We start from the raw sequence: 17,220 nt of genomic DNA, 5'->3' as shown, positions 1-17,220 counted from the left end.
TACAGCGTCTTGTTACCTTCCTCACAAATTCGCGCCAACAGCAAAATCCTCCATATCACCGCCTTTATATTGCAACGCATATATTCGTTTGCCAGCGAATAATTCTCTCCATACCGAAACCCGGAGAGCTGTCGATGAATAACAACAAACTGTCAGTAAAAGAAAAGATCGGCTATGGCATGGGTGACGCCGGATGCAACATTATCTTTGGCGCCATCATGTTATTTGTTAACTATTTTTATACGGATATTTTTGGTCTGGCTCCTGCACTGGTTGGCGTTTTACTCCTGTCCGTGCGCGTCATTGATGCCGTAACGGACCCGATCATGGGCGCGATTGCTGACCGTACCCGCAGCAAATATGGCCGGTTTCGTCCATGGCTGCTGTGGATTGCCTTCCCCTATGCGCTGTTCAGCATTCTGATGTTCACCACGCCAGAGTGGAGCTATAACAGCAAAGTTATCTATGCCTTTGTCACCTACTTCCTGCTGTCGCTGACCTATACCGCCATCAATATTCCGTACTGCTCGCTCGGCGGCGTGATCACCAACGACCCGAAAGAGCGCGTTGCCTGCCAGTCCTACCGTTTTGTTATGGTTGGTATCGCCACGCTGCTGCTGTCGCTAACGCTCCTGCCAATGGCCGACTGGTTCGGTGGGGATAACAAAGCCAAAGGCTACCAGATGGCGATGACCGTGCTGGCGCTGATTGGTACCTGCATGTTCCTGTTCTGCTTCGCCACGGTGCGCGAGCGTGTGCGTCCGGCGGTGCAAACCCATGACGAACTGAAAAACGACCTGAAAGACGTGTGGAAGAACGACCAGTGGGTGCGGATCCTGCTGTTAACCCTGTGCAACGTCTGCCCTGGCTTTATCCGCATGGCGGCCACCATGTATTACGTCACCTGGGTCATGGGGCAAAGCACCCATTTCGCCACGCTGTTTATCAGCCTGGGCGTTGTCGGCATGATGTTCGGCAGTATGCTGGCGAAAGTGCTGACCGACCGCTGGTGCAAGCTGAAGGTCTTCTTCTGGACCAACATCGCGCTGGCGATTTTCTCCTGCGCCTTCTACTTCTTCGACCCGAAAGCGACGACAACCATTGTTGTGCTTTACGTCCTGCTGAACATCCTGCACCAGATCCCATCCCCGCTGCACTGGTCCCTGATGGCCGACGTGGACGACTACGGTGAATGGAAAACCGGGAAACGTATCACCGGGATCAGCTTCTCCGGCAACATCTTCTTCCTGAAACTGGGTCTGGCGATTGCCGGGGCAATGGTCGGTTTCCTGCTCTCCTGGTACGGCTACGATGCGGGCGCAAAAGCGCAGAGCGCGGATGCCATCAACGGGATCGTGCTGCTCTTTACCGTCATTCCTGGCATTGGATACTTAATTACCGCGGGCGTAGTACGTCTGCTGAAAGTGGACCGTGAGACCATGAAGCAGATCCAGTCCGATCTGGAAAAGCGTCGCACCAACTATCGCGAGCTGAACGATTATCAGGAACTCAAAGCCGCTGAGACTAAATAAGGAAAGCCGAATGCAAACCTGGCCAAACCCGTTTATTGAACAACGCGCCGACCCGTATATCCTGCGTCACGATGGGCAATATTACTTTATCGCCTCCGTACCGGAGTACGATCGGCTGGCGATCCGCCGCGCGGACTCGCTGGAAGGTTTACGCGATGCCGAAGAGGTGGTTGTCTGGCGCAAGCCCGACACCGGCCCGATGAGCCAGCTGATCTGGGCACCGGAACTGCATCATATCGACGGCAGGTGGTACATCTATTTTGCCGCCACGCATACCCAGGCGCTCGATCAGCTCGGGATGTTCCAGCATCGCATGTTTGCCATTGAATGCGCAGATCGCGATCCGCTCACCGGTACGTGGGTGGAAAAAGGGCAAATCAAAACCCCGTTTGACACCTTCGCGCTGGATGCCACCACCTTTGTTCATCAGGGTAAACGCTGGTATTTGTGGGCGCAAAAAGCCCCGGATATTTCCGGTAACTCGAATCTTTACCTGTGTGAAATGGAAAATCCGTGGACGCTGAAAGGCGAGCCGGTGATGCTCAGTAAACCGGAATATGACTGGGAGTGCCGCGGGTTCTGGGTCAATGAAGGCCCGGCGGTGCTGTTCCATGGCGATAAGCTGTTTATCAGCTATTCCGCCAGCGCCACCGACGAGACCTACTGCATGGGATTACTGTGGGCAGACCTGAATGCCGATCCGCAAAACCCGGCTAACTGGCATAAATCCCCGCGCCCGGTGTTCGTCACCAGCTACGAAAACCGTCAGTATGGGCCAGGCCATAACAGCTTTACGCAGACGCCGGAGGGCGAAGATGTGCTGGTCTACCACGCGCGAAACTACACTGAAATTGAAGGCGATCCGCTTTACGATCCCAATCGCCATACTCGCCTGAAACTCATCCGCTGGAACGAAAACGGGATGCCTGAATTCGGCATCCCGCCCGCAGATACACCGTAACGGCTTCGGCGCGCTGGCTTAAACCAGCGTGCCGTAAATCGTCAGCAGCGCCACAATCACCACCACCACAAACGACGTTTTCTTCGCCATCGAGACGGCAGCCTTTGGCGTTGCGACTTTGTCCGTGTGCGGCTCACGCGCCAGCGAGAACTGTGCCAGTCGGGTTAAAACCTGATACTGCGAGGTATGACGGTCAGCAAGGGAGACAAACCACGCGGGCAGCGCCTTTTCACCGTGACCGATGAGGGCATAGACCACGCCTACCAGACGCACCGGAAGCCAGTCGAGCACGTGCAGGATGGCATCAATGCCGGACTGTAGACGTTCATGCGGCGTAAGATAGCGGGCAAGCCAGGTCTGCCAGGCGCGCAGGAACGCGTAACCCATCAGCAGTACCGGCCCCCAGGGTCCGCCCACCACGAACCAGAACAGCGGCGCCAGGTAGTAACGGAAGTTAATCCACAGCAGCGCGTTTTGCAGCTCCCGCAGAAACTCGCGTTCATCGCAGTCCGGCGGTACGCCGTGGATCATCGTCAACTCGCTCGCCATCGCGCCGCGCGCGTGGGCATCATCCCGGGAAGCGGCTTTCAGATACGCGTGATAGTGCAAACGCACCTTGCCCGCGCCAATACACAACACACCGAGCAGGATCCACACCACCAGCAGCGGCACGTTGAAAAAGAGGCCGTAAAGCGAGCGCAGCAACAGGAACGTAATCACCATCACGCCTGCCGCCATCAGCAGCGTGCGCAGCATGGAAAAACGCCTGATGCGGCGGAATAACACCTCCAGCCGATGATCCAGATGCCAGTGCTCGCCGAGCTTAAACAGGCGTTCAGCGATCATAACCAGCAGCATGGTAAACAACGTCATGTTATCTCCTTATCTGACGACGTGGTAAGCATGGCGTGAAACCGGGACCAGTCAAACGCCGGGCCGGGGTCGGTTTTTCTTTCGGGGGCGATGTCGCTGTGCCCTGTAATATTGTCTGCAATGGCGGGATAGCGCCCGATTAACGTTTGCGTTACAGCAACCAGTTTCTCATATTGCGCATCGGTGTAAGGCGTGGTGTCCGTTCCTTCCAGTTCAATTCCAATGGAGAAATCATTGCACCGCTCGCGCCCCTGATACTTCGACACGCCGGCATGCCAGGCACGCTTATCAAAAGGAACATACTGAACCACTTCGCCATCACGTCGGATCAGACAGTGCGCCGATACGCGCAGATGCGCAATCTCAGCAAAGAAGGGGTGGGCATCGGGATCTATCGTTCCAGTGAATAACGCATCGATCCACGGACCGCCAAACTCACCCGGCGGGAGACTAATATTGTGAACCACCAGCAGTGTGGGCTTTTCATCCTCCGGGCGGCAGTCGTGGTGCGGCGACGGTACATGCCGCGCGTCCACCAGCCATCCGTTTTCTAACAACATGCTGGAACTCCTTATCTATGGTGCTGTTACTCGGTTCAGAGTAGCATGTTTCAATATTATGATTCGTTACCAATTTGGAGTTTTATCATGCCGCCTCGCCGCTATAACCCCGACCACCGACGTGACGCGCTTCTGGAACGTATTAATAGTGATATCCCGGCAAGCGTTGCCCATGCCCTGAGAGAAGACCTCGGCGGTGACGTCAGCGCCGATAACGATATTACCGCCCAATTGTTGCCAAAAGAGACACGCTCGCATGCGGTGGTTATCACCCGTGAAGCAGGGGTTTTCTGCGGCAAACGCTGGGTTGAGGAGGTCTTTACCCAGCTGGCGGGCGACGAGGTGCAGGTAACATGGCACGTTGAGGACGGCGATGCGGTCACGGCGAATCAGCCACTGTTCGAACTGGACGGCCCGTCCCGCGTCTTGCTGACTGGTGAACGCACCGCGCTCAATTTTGTGCAAACGCTCTCTGGCGTTGCCAGTGAAGTACGCCGCTACGTTGACCTGCTGGCAGGCACCCGCACGCAGCTGCTGGATACCCGTAAAACCCTGCCGGGCCTGCGCACCGCGCTGAAATACGCGGTACTCTGCGGTGGCGGCGCCAACCATCGTCTGGGGCTATCCGATGCCTTCCTGATCAAAGAGAACCACATTATTGCCTCTGGCTCGGTGCGTCAGGCCGTGGAAAAAGCCTTCTGGCTGCATCCGGATGTGCCCGTCGAAGTGGAAGTGGAAACGCTGGAGGAGCTGGACGAGGCCATTAAAGCGGGGGCTGACATCATCATGCTCGATAACTTCGACACGGAGCAGATGCGTGAAGCGGTCAAACGCACAAACGGCCAGGCGCAGCTTGAGGTGTCCGGCAACGTGACGTTCGACACCATCCGCGAATTTGCTGAAACCGGCGTCGATTACATCTCCGTAGGCGCCCTGACCAAGCACGTCCGCGCCCTCGACCTCTCGATGCGCTTCAAATAAATTATCCCCCCTCTCCGCCCGGAGAGGGGAAATACGAAACCGCTCGCAATTACGCTGTCCTTCTCTGCAACACTGAATCATTTCCCTGAAAGCCCCTTCACGTTCACGCTTTTGCCCCTCGTTTCTGCGCGCAGTCACTGCCACAGTAGCGCCACTTAACATAAGGAGCAGACATGAACAGACAACTAGGATTTACCCTGATTGAGCTAATGGTGGTCATTGGCATTATTGCCATCCTGAGCGCGATTGGCGTCCCGGCCTATCAGAACTACCTGCGAAAAGCGGCGCTCACCGATATGCTGCAAACGTTCATCCCCTACCGCACCGCCATTGAGCTTTGCGCCCTGGATCGTGGTGGTGTGGATCGCTGCGACGCAGGCACCAATGGCATCCCCTCCCCGACAACCACACGTTACGTTTCAGCGATGAGCGTGGCGAAGGGGATCGTATCGTTAACAGGGCAGGAAAGCCTTAACGGACTTGAAGTGCTCATGACACCGATCTGGAGCGACGGTAACGGTATGACGGGCTGGACGCGTGACTGCAAAATTGCGTCCGACACGGCGCTCAGACAAGCCTGTGAAGATGTTTTCCGCTTCGACAACAACTGACAGGAGTGGACAATGAATACCGAGCAGCTTATGACGCTCTGTCAGCGCCATCACGCACTGCTACTCGCAAGCGACACCGAGATGATCAGCATTGCGGTGGGGGGTAATCCTGCCTCTGAGCTGATGGAAGCGTTACGCTTCGCCACGCAGAAACGTATTGATATTGAGTGCTGGACGGCTGAACGGATGGAAAAAAGGCTTCAGTCCCTCTCATCATCACACCTGCCGGGCATCGCGCCAAACTCAGCCGCTGACGTGCTCAGTACAACCTTGCAGCAGGCAGTAAACCAGCGGGCTTCTGACATCCATATTGAACCGACGGAGCACGGCTACCAGATCCGTTTGCGAATCGACGGTGTTCTCTACCCGCAACCGCCGATCTCTGCCGCCCTCGGGACGACGCTTGCCGCACGCCTGAAGGTGCTGGGTCAACTGGATATTGCGGAGCGCCGCCTGCCGCAGGACGGTCAGTTTACGGTGGAGCTGGCAAGCGTCCCCGTCTCTTTTCGTATCGCAACCCTTCCCTGTAGCGGTGGAGAAAAAATCGTGCTTCGTCTGCTTCACCAAGTACAGCAGGCTCTGGAGCTTGAACAGCTGGGGATGAGCGCAGACCAGCAGGTCCGTTTTGCCGGGGCGCTTAACAGCCCTCAGGGGTTGATTCTGGTCACCGGCCCGACAGGTAGCGGGAAAACGGTGACGCTGTACAGCGCGTTACAGGCGCGAAATACACCTGACGTTAATATTTGCAGCGTGGAAGATCCCGTTGAAATCCCGCTTGCAGGCTTAAACCAGACGCAGATTAATCCGCGTGCGGGGCTGACCTTCCAGAGCGTGCTGCGCGCCCTGCTCAGGCAGGATCCTGACATCATTATGGTAGGTGAAATTCGTGACGGCGAAACGGCAGAAATTGCCATTAAGGCGGCACAAACCGGGCATCTGGTGCTGTCCACCCTCCATACTAATTCGACGACTGAAACGCTGGTACGGCTGCAACAGATGGGTGTCGCGCGCTGGATGATCTCTTCGGCGCTCTCGATGGTGATTGCCCAGCGGCTGGTGCGCCGTTTATGCCCGTACTGCCGACAGGAAGCCAGCCGCCATACCGAATTACCCCGCACGCTGTGGCCCCGGCCGCTTCCTCGCTGGCAACCCACCGGCTGCGATCGCTGCTACCACGGTTTTTATGGTCGCGTAGCCATTTTTGAAGTGCTCGTCATCGACGACACGCTGCGGCAGGCCATCGCCAGCGGAGCAAGCACGGAGGTGATTGGGTCCAGCGCTCGTCAGGCGGGAATGACCTCTTTGTTTGAGCATGGCTGCATGGCCGTAGAGCAAGGGCTGACTACGCTCGAAGAGTTGTTGCGCGTCCTGGGAATGCCCGATGGCTGCTAATTCGCTCTGGCGCTGGCGTGCCCTGACCACCGAGGGGGAGGTGCAAACCGGCACCCTCTGGGCCATCGACCGTAACGCAGCTTACACGGCTCTGGTGCTTAAACAGCTGCACCCGCTGGCGCTAAAACGCTGCCAGCAGCGCCACCGATGGCAAGTGCAGCACTGCTACGATATTTTTCGCCAGCTCGCCACGCTGCTACAGGCCGGACTCACGCTGTCCCAAAGCCTGCACATGCTGGCGGAACAGCATCCTTTGCAGCACTGGCAGGCGCTGCTGCACAGTCTTGCTGATGACCTGAGCGAAGGTTTCGCTCTGTCAGAGGCCATGAAGAAATGGCCAGAGGTGTTTAGCCCCCTTTATGTCTCGATGGTGAAGACGGGTGAACTGACGGGTAAGCTCGAAGCCTGCTGCCGTCAGCTTGCGCAGCAACAAAAATCCCAGCAGCAACTCAGTGCAAAGGTGAAGAAAGCGCTGCGCTATCCGCTGATCATCCTGACGCTGGCCGTTTTCGTGGTGCTGGCGATGGTCACGCTGGTTTTGCCTGAGTTTGCTGCAATCTACAAAACGTTCAACACCCCGCTCCCTTTGCTCACGCAGGCAGTCATGGGGCTGGCGGCCTTAGTTCAGGCGCATATCCTCACCCTTTTGGCCCTGCTCGTGGCAATGGTTGTCATCGCCTGTAAGCTGCGGCGGCATCCGCGCTGGCAGTATGTCTTGTTACATGTACCGGTGATGGGCACGCTGACGCGCGGGCAAAAACTGGGGCAAATTTTTACCGTACTGTCATTAACCCAGCAGGCCGGAATTGCCTTTTTACAAGGACTGGAGAGTGTGGAGGAGACCGTTGAGTGTGGCTACTGGCAGGAGAAACTCCGTGAGATACGCAGCGATATCGAACAGGGGATGCCCGTGTGGTCCTCCTTTCAGAAGGCCTCTGTTTTTACGCCACTGTGTATTCAGCTCATTCGCACCGGAGAAGTGTCGGGTTCACTGGATGTCATGCTGATGAATCTGGCCCGCCATCATACGGAACAGACATTTCAGCAGGCAGACAATCTGGCGGCGCTTCTTGAGCCTTTGCTACTGGTCGTGACAGGTCTGATTATTGGCACGCTGGTGGTGGCAATGTATCTGCCGATTTTCCATCTGGGGGATGCAATGAGCGCGGGGTAACGCTGGCGCACGGACGCGCGCCAGCCGTAGCCGTCAGAGGCTATTGAAAACGCGGTTTTCCTGCTCCTGAACGCGGATAAACGTCGTGCGTTTAGTCAGCTCTTTCAGGCGGGAAGCCCCAACGTAGGTGCAGGCAGAACGCAGTCCGCCGAGGATATCGCGCGCCGTGTTTTCGACCGGACCACGCAGTGGTAGCTTAACGGTTTTGCCTTCCGCCGCACGGTATTTCGCGACACCACCCACGTGACGGGTCATCGCGGATTCAGAGCTCATTCCGTAGAATAGCATGAATTTCTCGCCGTTCTCTTCCACCACGGTACCGCCGCTCTCTTCGTGGCCTGCCAGCATGCCGCCGAGCATCACGAAATCCGCGCCGCCGCCGAAGGCTTTCGCGACATCGCCTGGCATGGTGCAGCCACCGTCGCTGATGATCTGGCCGCCCAGACCGTGCGCAGCGTCAGCGCATTCAATTACCGCAGACAGCTGCGGATAACCCACACCGGTTTTCACGCGCGTGGTGCAAACGGAGCCCGGGCCAATGCCCACTTTCACAATGTCGGCTCCGGAGAGGATCAGCTCTTCACACATTTCACCGGTCACCACGTTGCCCGCGATGATGGTTTTGGTTGGCCAGGCTTCACGCGCCTTGCTGACGAACTGGACGAAATGTTCGGAATAACCATTTGCCACGTCAATGCAGACAAAATTCAGCGCCGGATTGGCGTTCAGGATCTGTTTGGTTTTCTCGAAATCTGCATCAGACGTACCGGTCGAGACCATCACATGCTTCACCACGTCAGCCGAGGCGGAGGCGACAAACGCATCCCACTCTTCAGCGCTGTAGTGTTTGTGTACCGCAGTAAGGATGTCGAATTGCGCCAGTGCGGTCGCCATCTCGAAGGTCCCGACGGTGTCCATGTTGGCCGCGATAATCGGCACGCCAGACCACGTCTGACCGGAATGCTTAAAGGTGAATTGACGTTCGAGTTCAACGTCTGAGCGACTTTTCAGTGTAGAGCGTTTAGGGCGGATAAGAACGTCTTTGAAACCTAACTTCAGATCTTCTTCGATACGCATGTGCGGATTCCTGGGGTTAGAGGCAAATATATTAAAAGCACAACTCCAGTGACGCTATCATACGCACTAATACCTGCTCCGCAAGACTGCGAAATTCTCTTTTTTTACGCTACAATCCTATAAATTTACCTGGTAAAAAGCGGGTAAAGAGAGCTAAACATTGGCTGTTGTAAGTTTGAATTTTAAGAAACTGATTTTAAAACTGAATAATTCCCAGGATCTGATTTAATGGGGTATATCGTCGCATTAACCGGCGGCATCGGTAGTGGTAAAAGCACCGTTGCGCACGCGTTTGCTCGTCTCGGCATCACGATTATCGACGCCGATATCATTGCCCGTCATGTGGTAGAACCCAATACACCCGCCTTAAACGCCATCGAAGCGCATTTTGGTCGCCGTGTGATACAGGCTGACGGCACCCTGAATCGTCGGCAGCTGCGTGAGTGCATATTTTCCGATCCAGCGGAAAAAGCCTGGCTTAATGCCCTGCTCCACCCCATTATCCACCAGGAAACTCAGCGTCAAATTGCCGCAGCCCGTTCGCCCTATGTGTTGTGGGTCGTCCCGTTACTGGTGGAAAATCAGCTTCAGAATAAAGCAGACAGAACGCTGGTGATTGACGTTTCCCGCGAAACGCAAATCCAGAGAACCATGGCGCGTGACCATGTTTCACGCGAACATGCTGAACAAATTCTTGCCGCACAGGCCACGCGCGAAGCGCGCCTCGCCGTTGCGGATGATGTTATTGATAATAACGGCGCACCAGATGCCATTGCATCGGATGTTGCTCGTCTGCACGCGCAGTATCTGACCTTCGCCGCGCAGGCCGTTGCACAGGAAAAACCATAATGTCGACTCATATCCTTTTTGAGCACCCGCTTAACGAAAAAATGCGTACCTGGCTACGCATAGAATTTCTTATTCAACAGCTTTCACAACATCTGCCTGTCAACGATCACGCCACCGCGCTGCATTTTTTCCGCAACGTGGGCGATCTGCTGGATGTGATTGAACGCGGTGACGTCCGCACTGAGCTGTTGAAAGAGCTGGAGCGCCAGCAGCGTAAATTACAGGCCTGGGCCGAAGTACCGGGCGTGGATCAAAGTCGAATTGACGCTTTACGCCAGCAGCTGAAAAACAGCAGCACGACGCTGATGGCCGCGCCGCGCGTTGGCCAGTTTTTACGAGAGGATCGTCTGATTGCGCTGGTGCGCCAGCGCCTGAGCATACCGGGCGGTTGCTGTAGCTTTGACCTGCCAACGCTGCATATGTGGTTGCACATGCCGCAGGAACAGCGCGATCGCCAGGTGAACAGCTGGCTGGGCAGCCTGGAGCCGATGAATCAGACGTTATCCTTGATCCTCGATCTTGTGCGTAACTCTGCCCCGTTCCGCAAACAAACCAGTCTCAACGGTTTCTATCAGGATAACGGCGACGACGCCGATCTTCTGCGCCTGAATCTGTCTCTTAGCGAGCAGCTTTACCCGCAAATTTCCGGACATAAAAGCCGTTTCGCGATCCGCTTTATGCCGCTGGACAGTGAACATGGCACCGTGCCGGAACGCCTCGATTTTGAACTGGCCTGTTGTTAAGGAGTGCCGATGTCTGACGTAACCACCGTAAACTGCCCAACCTGTGGGAAAACTGTCGTCTGGGGAGAAGTGAGTCCATTTCGCCCATTCTGCTGCAAGCGCTGTCAGCTTATAGACCTGGGCGAATGGGCGGCGGAAGAGAAACGCATTCCGAGCGAAGGCGATCTCTCGGATAGCGATGACTGGAGCGAAAACCAGCAGTAACGTTCAAAGCCTGCTGGCGCTTCGCTTAGCAGGCCTACGGTTGTGCAACCAGCCGGAGGATCACAGGCTCATTGGCGGGCGGGAATTTTTCCGCATCGCTGGCCTGAAGCTCAATCCAGTTACCCGGCTGCCCCTCTTTACCCCACGGTTCACCTTCCCAGCTTTCCACCAGCCAGAACCACAGCGTGATGTGACGATCCGGAAACTGGTACTCCAGCTTATCGAACAGCGTTGCGCCATGCGGGGTGATCCCCACCTCTTCCTGAAGCTCACGCACCAGCGCCTGCTCCGGCGTTTCACCTGATTCGATTTTCCCGCCGGGGAATTCCCATTTGTTGGCCATGTGCGCATCGGCGGCACGTTGGGTAATGAAGATCTGGTTTTGCGGGTTGCGAATGATCCCGACAGCAATTTGCAGTGTTTTCATCATGTCACTTCCATAAAAAAGGCGCAGATATCTGCGCCTTTTCAGTTTGTTATGTTCTTAGCTCAGACGGCCGTGGCACGCCTTGTATTTTTTGCCGGAACCGCATGGGCACGGATCGTTACGACCAACTTTACGATCGCCCGTCTGCGCTGCGATTGCTGCTGCGGCTTCGCTCTCATCGGTCTGATGGCTCAACTGCTGCATCTGTGCCAGACGCTCAGCTTCTTCACGACGCTGCTGCTCCATCGCTTCCACTTCTTCCGGCATACGCACCTGAACTTTGCTCAGAGTGCTGATGACTTCATACTTCAGCGACTCCAGCATGGCGGCAAACATGGAGAAGGATTCACGCTTGTACTCCTGCTTCGGATCTTTCTGCGCATAACCTCGCAGGTGGATACCCTGACGCAGGTAGTCCATTGCCGCCAGGTGCTCTTTCCACAGGGAGTCCAGGGTCTGCAACATTACGCCTTTCTCGAAGTGACGCATCATCTCTGCGCCAACCACTTCTTCCTTACGCTTGTAGACGTCCAGCGCGGTTTCGTAGATACGCTCGCGCAGGGTCTCTTCGTGCAGCTCAGGCTCTTTGTCCAGCCACTCTTTGATTGGCAGTTCGAGATCGAAGTCGTTTTTCAGACGTTCCTGCAAGCCTTCGATATCCCACATTTCTTCCAGAGACTGCGGTGGAATATGAGCGTCGATAGTGGCTTTGAACACATCTTCGCGAATGCTGTTGATGGTTTCGCTCACGTCGGACACGTCCAGCAGTTCGTTACGCTGGGTGTAGATCGCACGACGCTGGTCGTTGGCAACGTCATCATATTCCAGCAGCTGCTTACGAATATCGAAGTTGCGGCTTTCCACTTTACGCTGGGCGTTGGCAATCGCTTTGGTAACCCACGGGTGCTCGATCGCTTCGCCAGGTTTCATGCCCAGTTTACGCATCATGCCGGACACACGGTCAGAGGCGAAAATACGCATCAGCGCATCTTCCATAGACAGATAGAAGCGGGAAGAACCGGCATCACCCTGACGACCCGCACGACCGCGCAGCTGGTTATCGATACGACGAGATTCGTGACGCTCGGTACCAATGATGTGCAGACCACCGGATGCCAGCACCGCGTCGTGACGCACTTGCCAGTCGGCTTTGATCTGCGCGATTTGCTCTGGGGTTGGGTTTTCCAGCTCCGCCACTTCGGCCTGCCAGCTACCGCCGAGCATAATATCGGTACCACGACCCGCCATGTTGGTGGCGATGGTTACGGCTGCCGGGTAACCCGCCTGCGCAACGATATCTGCTTCTTTAGCGTGGAACTTGGCGTTCAGAACGTTGTGTTTGATGCCTGCTTTAGTCAGCTCGTTAGACACCACTTCGGACTTCTCGATGGAGATGGTCCCCACCAGTACCGGCTGGCCCTTCGCGGTACGTTCGCGAATATCTTCGATGATCGCCTGAATTTTTTCCGCTTCAGTCATGTATACCAGGTCCGGCATATCCTTACGGATCATCGGACGGTTGGTAGGTACTACCACGGTATCCAGCTTATAGATGGAGCTAAACTCAAACGCTTCGGTATCTGCGGTACCGGTCATCCCCGCCAGCTTCTCGTACAGACGGAAGTAGTTCTGGAAGGTGATGGATGCCAGCGTCTGGTTTTCGTTCTGAATATCCACGCCTTCTTTGGCTTCCACGGCCTGGTGCAGGCCATCGGACCAGCGACGTCCCTGCATGGTACGGCCGGTGTGTTCATCGACGATGATGACTTCCCCGTCTTTAACGATGTAGTCAACGTCGCGGGTGAACAGCGCGTGCGCGCGCAGTGCAGCCGTTACGTGGTGCATCAGCATGATGTTGCTCGGGGAGTACAGAGACTCGCCCTCTTCCATAATGCCTTCAGCAACCAGCAGCTCTTCGATTTTCACCAGGCCGCGTTCGGTCAGGTTGACCTGACGCGCTTTTTCATCCACGGAGAAGTGACCTTCACCCTGGAAGGTATCGGAGTCTTCTTTCTCCTGACGCAGCAGGTGAGGAATGATTTTGTCGACTTTACGGTACATCTCGGAGCTGTCTTCGGCAGGGCCGGAGATGATCAGCGGGGTACGCGCTTCATCGATCAGAATGGAGTCAACCTCATCCACCAGCGCATAGTGCAGTTTACGCTGGACGCGCTCTTCCGGGCTGAACGCCATGTTGTCACGCAGGTAGTCGAAGCCGTATTCGTTGTTGGTGCCGTAAGTGATGTCCGCGTTGTAGGCTTCACGCTTGGCAGGTGCCGGCAGGCCGGACATGTTAATGCCCACGGTCATGCCGAGGAATTCGAACAGTGGACGGTTGTTTTCGGCGTCGCGCTGCGCCAGATAGTCGTTGACGGTAACAACGTGAACACCCTTACCCGTCAGCGCATTCAGGTAAGCCGGCAGCGTTGCGGTCAGGGTTTTACCTTCACCGGTACGCATTTCCGCGATGCAGCGCTCGTTGAGCACCATCCCGCCCAGCAGCTGCACGTCGAAGTGACGCATGCCGAACACGCGTTTACTGGCCTCACGTACTACGGCAAAGGCTTCCGGGATCAGGCTTTCTAAGGTTTCGCCTTTCTCCAGACGCGCACGGAACTCCGCGGTTTTCGCTTTCAGCTCATCATCAGAGAGCTTCTCCATCGCCGGTTCCATACCGTTGATGACGTTCACAGCTTTGCGCATGCGGCGCAGGGTACGATCGTTACGACTACCAAAAACTTTGGTTAACAATTTGATTAGCATAATAAATTCTCAAACGCCCCAGTCGGGCAGATAAATTAAGGTATTGAAAAAGGTTAATTTAGCTGAGGCGTTGAGGCCCGGCACGGATGCCGTGAACCTGGCTAATCCATGTCGAAACAGAGAAGGATGCAGGGGAAACAAAATCCGTTTTCGCCGTCTGATTCACGGTCACTGGCGGCTGGTTGTCCTGCGTCAGAAGCGCATTAAGCGTATCGAGCAGGGCAAGATGCTGAGCCTGGACCGGCAGCGTTTCTTCCGCAACAGGCATCGTCTGCGGCGCCATCGCGAACGACAGATGGCGGATAACCGTGCGAATCGCGTGCTGCTGCCAGTAATCAACGGAGAAATTGGGACGACGGCTGGCTTCAAGCCATGCGAGATTAGTGAAGTTAACCCGTGTGGTGAGATCGTGTTTGGTCGTCGTGGAACGTGCTGGCGTTGCCGCGTCTGCGCTGTTGCTGAGCACAGGCAAGCCGAGACTCGCCGCGACCATCCCCAATAAGAGATGCGGCCAGAAGTAACGTCTGCCAAATTGTCGCCAGCGCGTCAGTATTCCGCTCACTTGCTCCACCACGTTCGCCCGCCAGTGCAGGCTGAGTTTAGTTATTCTTTTTTAGCGCCCAGATATTACCACTAAAGCCAATACACGGCAGCAGGAATGACACCTTGCAGCAGGTAAAAACGGTCAATAATGCAGCGAACACACCGTTATTCGGCACCCGACACAGGCCAGGGGTGAAAGGGACAAATTAAAGAAGGGCAGAAATAAAAACGACTGGCTTCCCTGGTCGGAGAGAGTACCAGGTGAACCAGTCGCTTTTCTTACGAAACGGGTTTAACCGTTACGCCAGGACCATAGTCGGTGCTTTGAACGCCAGCGGCAGTTCAGCTTCGTCTTCGAAGGTCACATATTCCCAGGCTTCCTGTTTTGCCAGGACTGCCTGCAACAGTTTGTTGTTCAGTGCATGACCGGATTTAAACGCGGTAAATGCACCAATGATGTTGTGACCACACATGAAGAGGTCGCCGATCGCGTCCAGCATTTTGTGACGAACAAATTCATCTTCAAAACGCAGGCCGTCTTCGTTCAGTACGCGATAATCGTCAACAACGATGGCACAATCGAAGCTGCCGCCCAGGCACAGGCCGCGGGATTGCAGATATTCGATATCACGCATAAAGCCGAAGGTACGTGCTCGGCTGATCTGGCGCATGAACGCATCCGCAGAGAAGTTCATCGCATAGCGCTGGGTGCTGGAGTCAATCGCCGGATGGTTAAAATCGATGGTGAAGTCCAACGAAAAACCATTGTACGGTTTGAATTCAGCCCATTTGTCGCCATCTTCGACGCGAACGGTCTCTTTAATGCGAACAAATTTCTTCGCGCAGTTCAGTTCTTCGATGCCGGCATCCAGCAACAAATAAACGAACGGAGCAGCACTCCCGTCCATGATCGGGATTTCTGGCGCATCGACTTCAACCATAATGTTGTCGATACCCAGACCCGCCAGGGCGGCGTTCAGGTGCTCTACGGTAGAAATCCGCACGTCATGCTCGTTCACCAGACAAGTACAGAGCATAGTATCACGCACAGATTTGGCATCGGCCGGAAAATCTACCGGTGGATTCAAGTCGGTGCGACGATAGATGACCCCGGTATTGGCCGGCGCAGGGCGTAACGTCAGTGTGACTTTCTTGCCGGTATGTAAACCGACACCCGTCGCCTGAACGATACGTTTAAGTGTCCTTTGTTTGATCATCGTATAATCTCGCCAAATTAACTATCCAACCGAGAGTGTATATCACTAACGGTGGGCCAGTTTAGCACAAAGAGCGCAAATCCCCAAATTCCAGCCAATTCTTAGTCAGCTTGCTTACGCAGGAACGCCGGGATATCCAGATAATCTGGCTCTTTTGCCGTTTGTGGAGTCGGGTCGTTCACCACTTTCGCAGCGGGTTTTTGCTCCTGAGTCAGAGGCGCCATACCGTGCTGCTGGTAACGATCCATAACCGGCTGCTGAGTCTGTTTGTTAGTCACCAGGGTGATCTCAGGACGCTTGTCCATACCGATACCGGTGGCCACAACGGTCACACGCAGTTCGTCGTTCATTTCCGGATCAAGGGAGGTACCGATAACGACGGTCGCGTTGTCAGAGGCGAATGCACGGATGGTGTTACCCACAGTTTCGAACTCATCCAGACGCAGGTCAAAGCCAGCGGTAATGTTGACCAGCACGCCGCGCGCGCCAGACAGATCGATATCTTCCAGCAGTGGAGAGGAGATCGCCATTTCAGCAGCTTCTTCCGCACGGTCTTCGCCGCTCGCCACGCCAGAGCCCATCATCGCGTAGCCCATCTCGGACATCACGGTACGAACGTCTGCAAAGTCGACGTTCATCAGGCCAGGACGGGTAATCAGTTCAGCAATACCCTGAACCGCGCCTTTCAGCACATCGTTTGCCGCGCCAAAGGCGTCCAGCAGAGAGATACCGCGACCCAGCACTTTCAGCAGCTTGTCGTTCGGAATGGTAATCAGAGAGTCCACGTGCTTGGACAGCTCGGTGATACCCTGCTCCGCGAAAGCCATACGCTTCTTACCTTCAAAGTTGAAAGGCTTGGTCACGACAGCAACGGTCAGAATACCTAAATCTTTAGCGACTTCCGCCACAACGGGTGCTGCACCGGTACCTGTACCGCCGCCCATACCCGCTGCGATGAAGACCATGTCTGCACCGTCCAGTGCAGCGCGCAGCGCTTCACGATCTTCTTCAGCCGCGTTGCGGCCCACTTCCGGGTTAGCCCCTGCTCCCAGACCTTTGGTGATGCCACCACCGATCTGAATCGTCTGGCCAACAGCCGTTTTACGCAGCGCCTGCGCATCGGTGTTCACCGCGAAGAATTCAACACCTTCGATGCGCTCGCGCACCATGTGCTCTACGGCGTTACCGCCGCCGCCACCGACGCCGATGACTTTAATCACCGCGTCGTTGGTTAATTCCATAGGTTCAAACATAATCTCTCTCTCCGTTGTGCCTGTCGCCCGAGACCGCTAATTCTCTCCGGTCTCTTAAAA

Annotated in this window: 17 protein-coding genes; 9 read left to right on the top strand and 8 right to left on the bottom strand. The window is 55.5% G+C overall.

The genetic code is table 11. From position 1 onward, the window contains the following. Nucleotides 1–134 precede the first annotated feature (134 nt). Complete coding sequence (locus RY075_RS04370) at nucleotides 135–1,532, top strand: MFS transporter (RefSeq protein WP_003856318.1); 1,398 nt, start codon at nucleotides 135–137, stop codon at nucleotides 1,530–1,532. A gap of 10 nt (nucleotides 1,533–1,542) precedes the next feature. Then, complete coding sequence (locus tag RY075_RS04365; RefSeq protein ID WP_338628208.1) at nucleotides 1,543–2,493, top strand: family 43 glycosylhydrolase; 951 nt, start codon at nucleotides 1,543–1,545, stop codon at nucleotides 2,491–2,493. Nucleotides 2,494–2,511: 18 nt separating this feature from the next. Here the strand turns inward: RY075_RS04365 and ampE are convergent, their stop codons facing one another. Together ampE and ampD are read right to left on the bottom strand one after the other, a co-directional pair. After that, nucleotides 2,512–3,366: a beta-lactamase regulator AmpE gene (gene ampE / locus RY075_RS04360; protein ID WP_109949059.1), complete on the bottom strand. Its 855-nt coding sequence runs from the start codon at nucleotides 3,364–3,366 to the stop codon at nucleotides 2,512–2,514. Continuing rightward, a complete protein-coding gene (gene ampD / locus RY075_RS04355) occupies nucleotides 3,363–3,926 on the bottom strand; it encodes a 1,6-anhydro-N-acetylmuramyl-L-alanine amidase AmpD (RefSeq protein ID WP_003856321.1) in 564 nt (187 codons plus the stop codon). Before ampD ends, ampE begins: the two co-directional genes overlap by 4 nt. An 87-nt stretch (nucleotides 3,927–4,013) precedes the next feature. On the opposite strand from ampD, the gene nadC reads away from it, so the two are divergent. The 4 genes from nadC to hofC all read left to right on the top strand — a co-directional run bounded on the left by nadC (nucleotide 4,014) and on the right by hofC (nucleotide 8,084). Beyond that, complete coding sequence (nadC, locus tag RY075_RS04350; protein ID WP_032608506.1) at nucleotides 4,014–4,907, top strand: carboxylating nicotinate-nucleotide diphosphorylase; 894 nt, start codon at nucleotides 4,014–4,016, stop codon at nucleotides 4,905–4,907. Between the two features lie 173 nt (nucleotides 4,908–5,080). Then, the gene (gene ppdD, locus RY075_RS04345) at nucleotides 5,081–5,518 is read left to right on the top strand and encodes a prepilin peptidase-dependent pilin (protein WP_109949058.1); all 438 of its coding nucleotides are present in this window, start codon (nucleotides 5,081–5,083) and stop codon (nucleotides 5,516–5,518) included. A 12-nt stretch (nucleotides 5,519–5,530) separates the two neighbouring features. Next, nucleotides 5,531–6,910, top strand: a complete 1,380-nt coding sequence (gspE, locus tag RY075_RS04340) for a type II secretion system protein GspE (protein ID WP_338628206.1) — start codon at nucleotides 5,531–5,533, stop codon at nucleotides 6,908–6,910. After that, entirely contained in the window at nucleotides 6,900–8,084 is a 1,185-nt protein-coding gene (gene hofC / locus RY075_RS04335) for a protein transport protein HofC (protein ID WP_045895242.1), read from the top strand. The genes gspE and hofC overlap by 11 nt, the downstream gene beginning before the upstream one ends. Before the next feature lie 33 nt (nucleotides 8,085–8,117). Here the strand turns inward: hofC and RY075_RS04330 are convergent, their stop codons facing one another. Further along, nucleotides 8,118–9,161 carry a GMP reductase gene (locus RY075_RS04330; RefSeq protein WP_017383777.1) on the bottom strand — a complete coding sequence of 348 codons (1,044 nt, stop codon included), beginning with the start codon at nucleotides 9,159–9,161 and terminating at the stop codon, nucleotides 8,118–8,120. Nucleotides 9,162–9,389: 228 nt separating this feature from the next. On the opposite strand from RY075_RS04330, the gene coaE reads away from it, so the two are divergent. Genes coaE through yacG form a run of 3 tightly spaced genes read left to right on the top strand, consistent with a single transcriptional unit; the run spans nucleotide 9,390 to nucleotide 10,957 of the window. After that, nucleotides 9,390–10,010, top strand: coding sequence for a dephospho-CoA kinase (gene coaE / locus RY075_RS04325; RefSeq protein ID WP_003856328.1), 621 nt, complete (start codon nucleotides 9,390–9,392; stop codon nucleotides 10,008–10,010). Continuing rightward, nucleotides 10,010–10,753: a cell division protein ZapD gene (gene zapD, locus RY075_RS04320; RefSeq protein ID WP_003856329.1), complete on the top strand. Its 744-nt coding sequence runs from the start codon at nucleotides 10,010–10,012 to the stop codon at nucleotides 10,751–10,753. Before coaE ends, zapD begins: the two co-directional genes overlap by 1 nt. A 9-nt stretch (nucleotides 10,754–10,762) precedes the next feature. Continuing rightward, entirely contained in the window at nucleotides 10,763–10,957 is a 195-nt protein-coding gene (yacG, locus tag RY075_RS04315; protein WP_003856332.1) for a DNA gyrase inhibitor YacG, read from the top strand. 34 nt (nucleotides 10,958–10,991) lie between these two features. On the opposite strand, the gene mutT is transcribed toward yacG, so the two are convergent. The 5 genes from mutT to ftsZ form a co-directional block, all read right to left on the bottom strand. Then, nucleotides 10,992–11,384, bottom strand: coding sequence for an 8-oxo-dGTP diphosphatase MutT (gene mutT / locus RY075_RS04310; protein ID WP_032610174.1), 393 nt, complete (start codon nucleotides 11,382–11,384; stop codon nucleotides 10,992–10,994). A gap of 57 nt (nucleotides 11,385–11,441) precedes the next feature. After that, a complete protein-coding gene (gene secA / locus RY075_RS04305; RefSeq protein WP_003856335.1) occupies nucleotides 11,442–14,147 on the bottom strand; it encodes a preprotein translocase subunit SecA in 2,706 nt (901 codons plus the stop codon). A gap of 58 nt (nucleotides 14,148–14,205) precedes the next feature. Continuing rightward, nucleotides 14,206–14,709 carry a secA translation cis-regulator SecM gene (gene secM, locus RY075_RS04300; RefSeq protein WP_032628081.1) on the bottom strand — a complete coding sequence of 168 codons (504 nt, stop codon included), beginning with the start codon at nucleotides 14,707–14,709 and terminating at the stop codon, nucleotides 14,206–14,208. A 280-nt stretch (nucleotides 14,710–14,989) separates the two neighbouring features. Continuing rightward, nucleotides 14,990–15,907, bottom strand: a complete 918-nt coding sequence (lpxC, locus tag RY075_RS04295) for a UDP-3-O-acyl-N-acetylglucosamine deacetylase (RefSeq protein ID WP_003856337.1) — start codon at nucleotides 15,905–15,907, stop codon at nucleotides 14,990–14,992. Nucleotides 15,908–16,008: 101 nt separating this feature from the next. Next, nucleotides 16,009–17,160 carry a cell division protein FtsZ gene (gene ftsZ, locus RY075_RS04290; protein WP_003856338.1) on the bottom strand — a complete coding sequence of 384 codons (1,152 nt, stop codon included), beginning with the start codon at nucleotides 17,158–17,160 and terminating at the stop codon, nucleotides 16,009–16,011. Between the last annotated feature and the right edge of the window lie 60 nt (nucleotides 17,161–17,220).

The sequence above is a fragment of the Enterobacter sp. JJBC genome, from assembly GCF_036936505.1.
Classification (GTDB): Bacteria; Pseudomonadota; Gammaproteobacteria; order Enterobacterales; family Enterobacteriaceae; genus Enterobacter; species Enterobacter hormaechei_C.
This window is presented reverse-complemented; position numbering and strand designations above follow the sequence as displayed.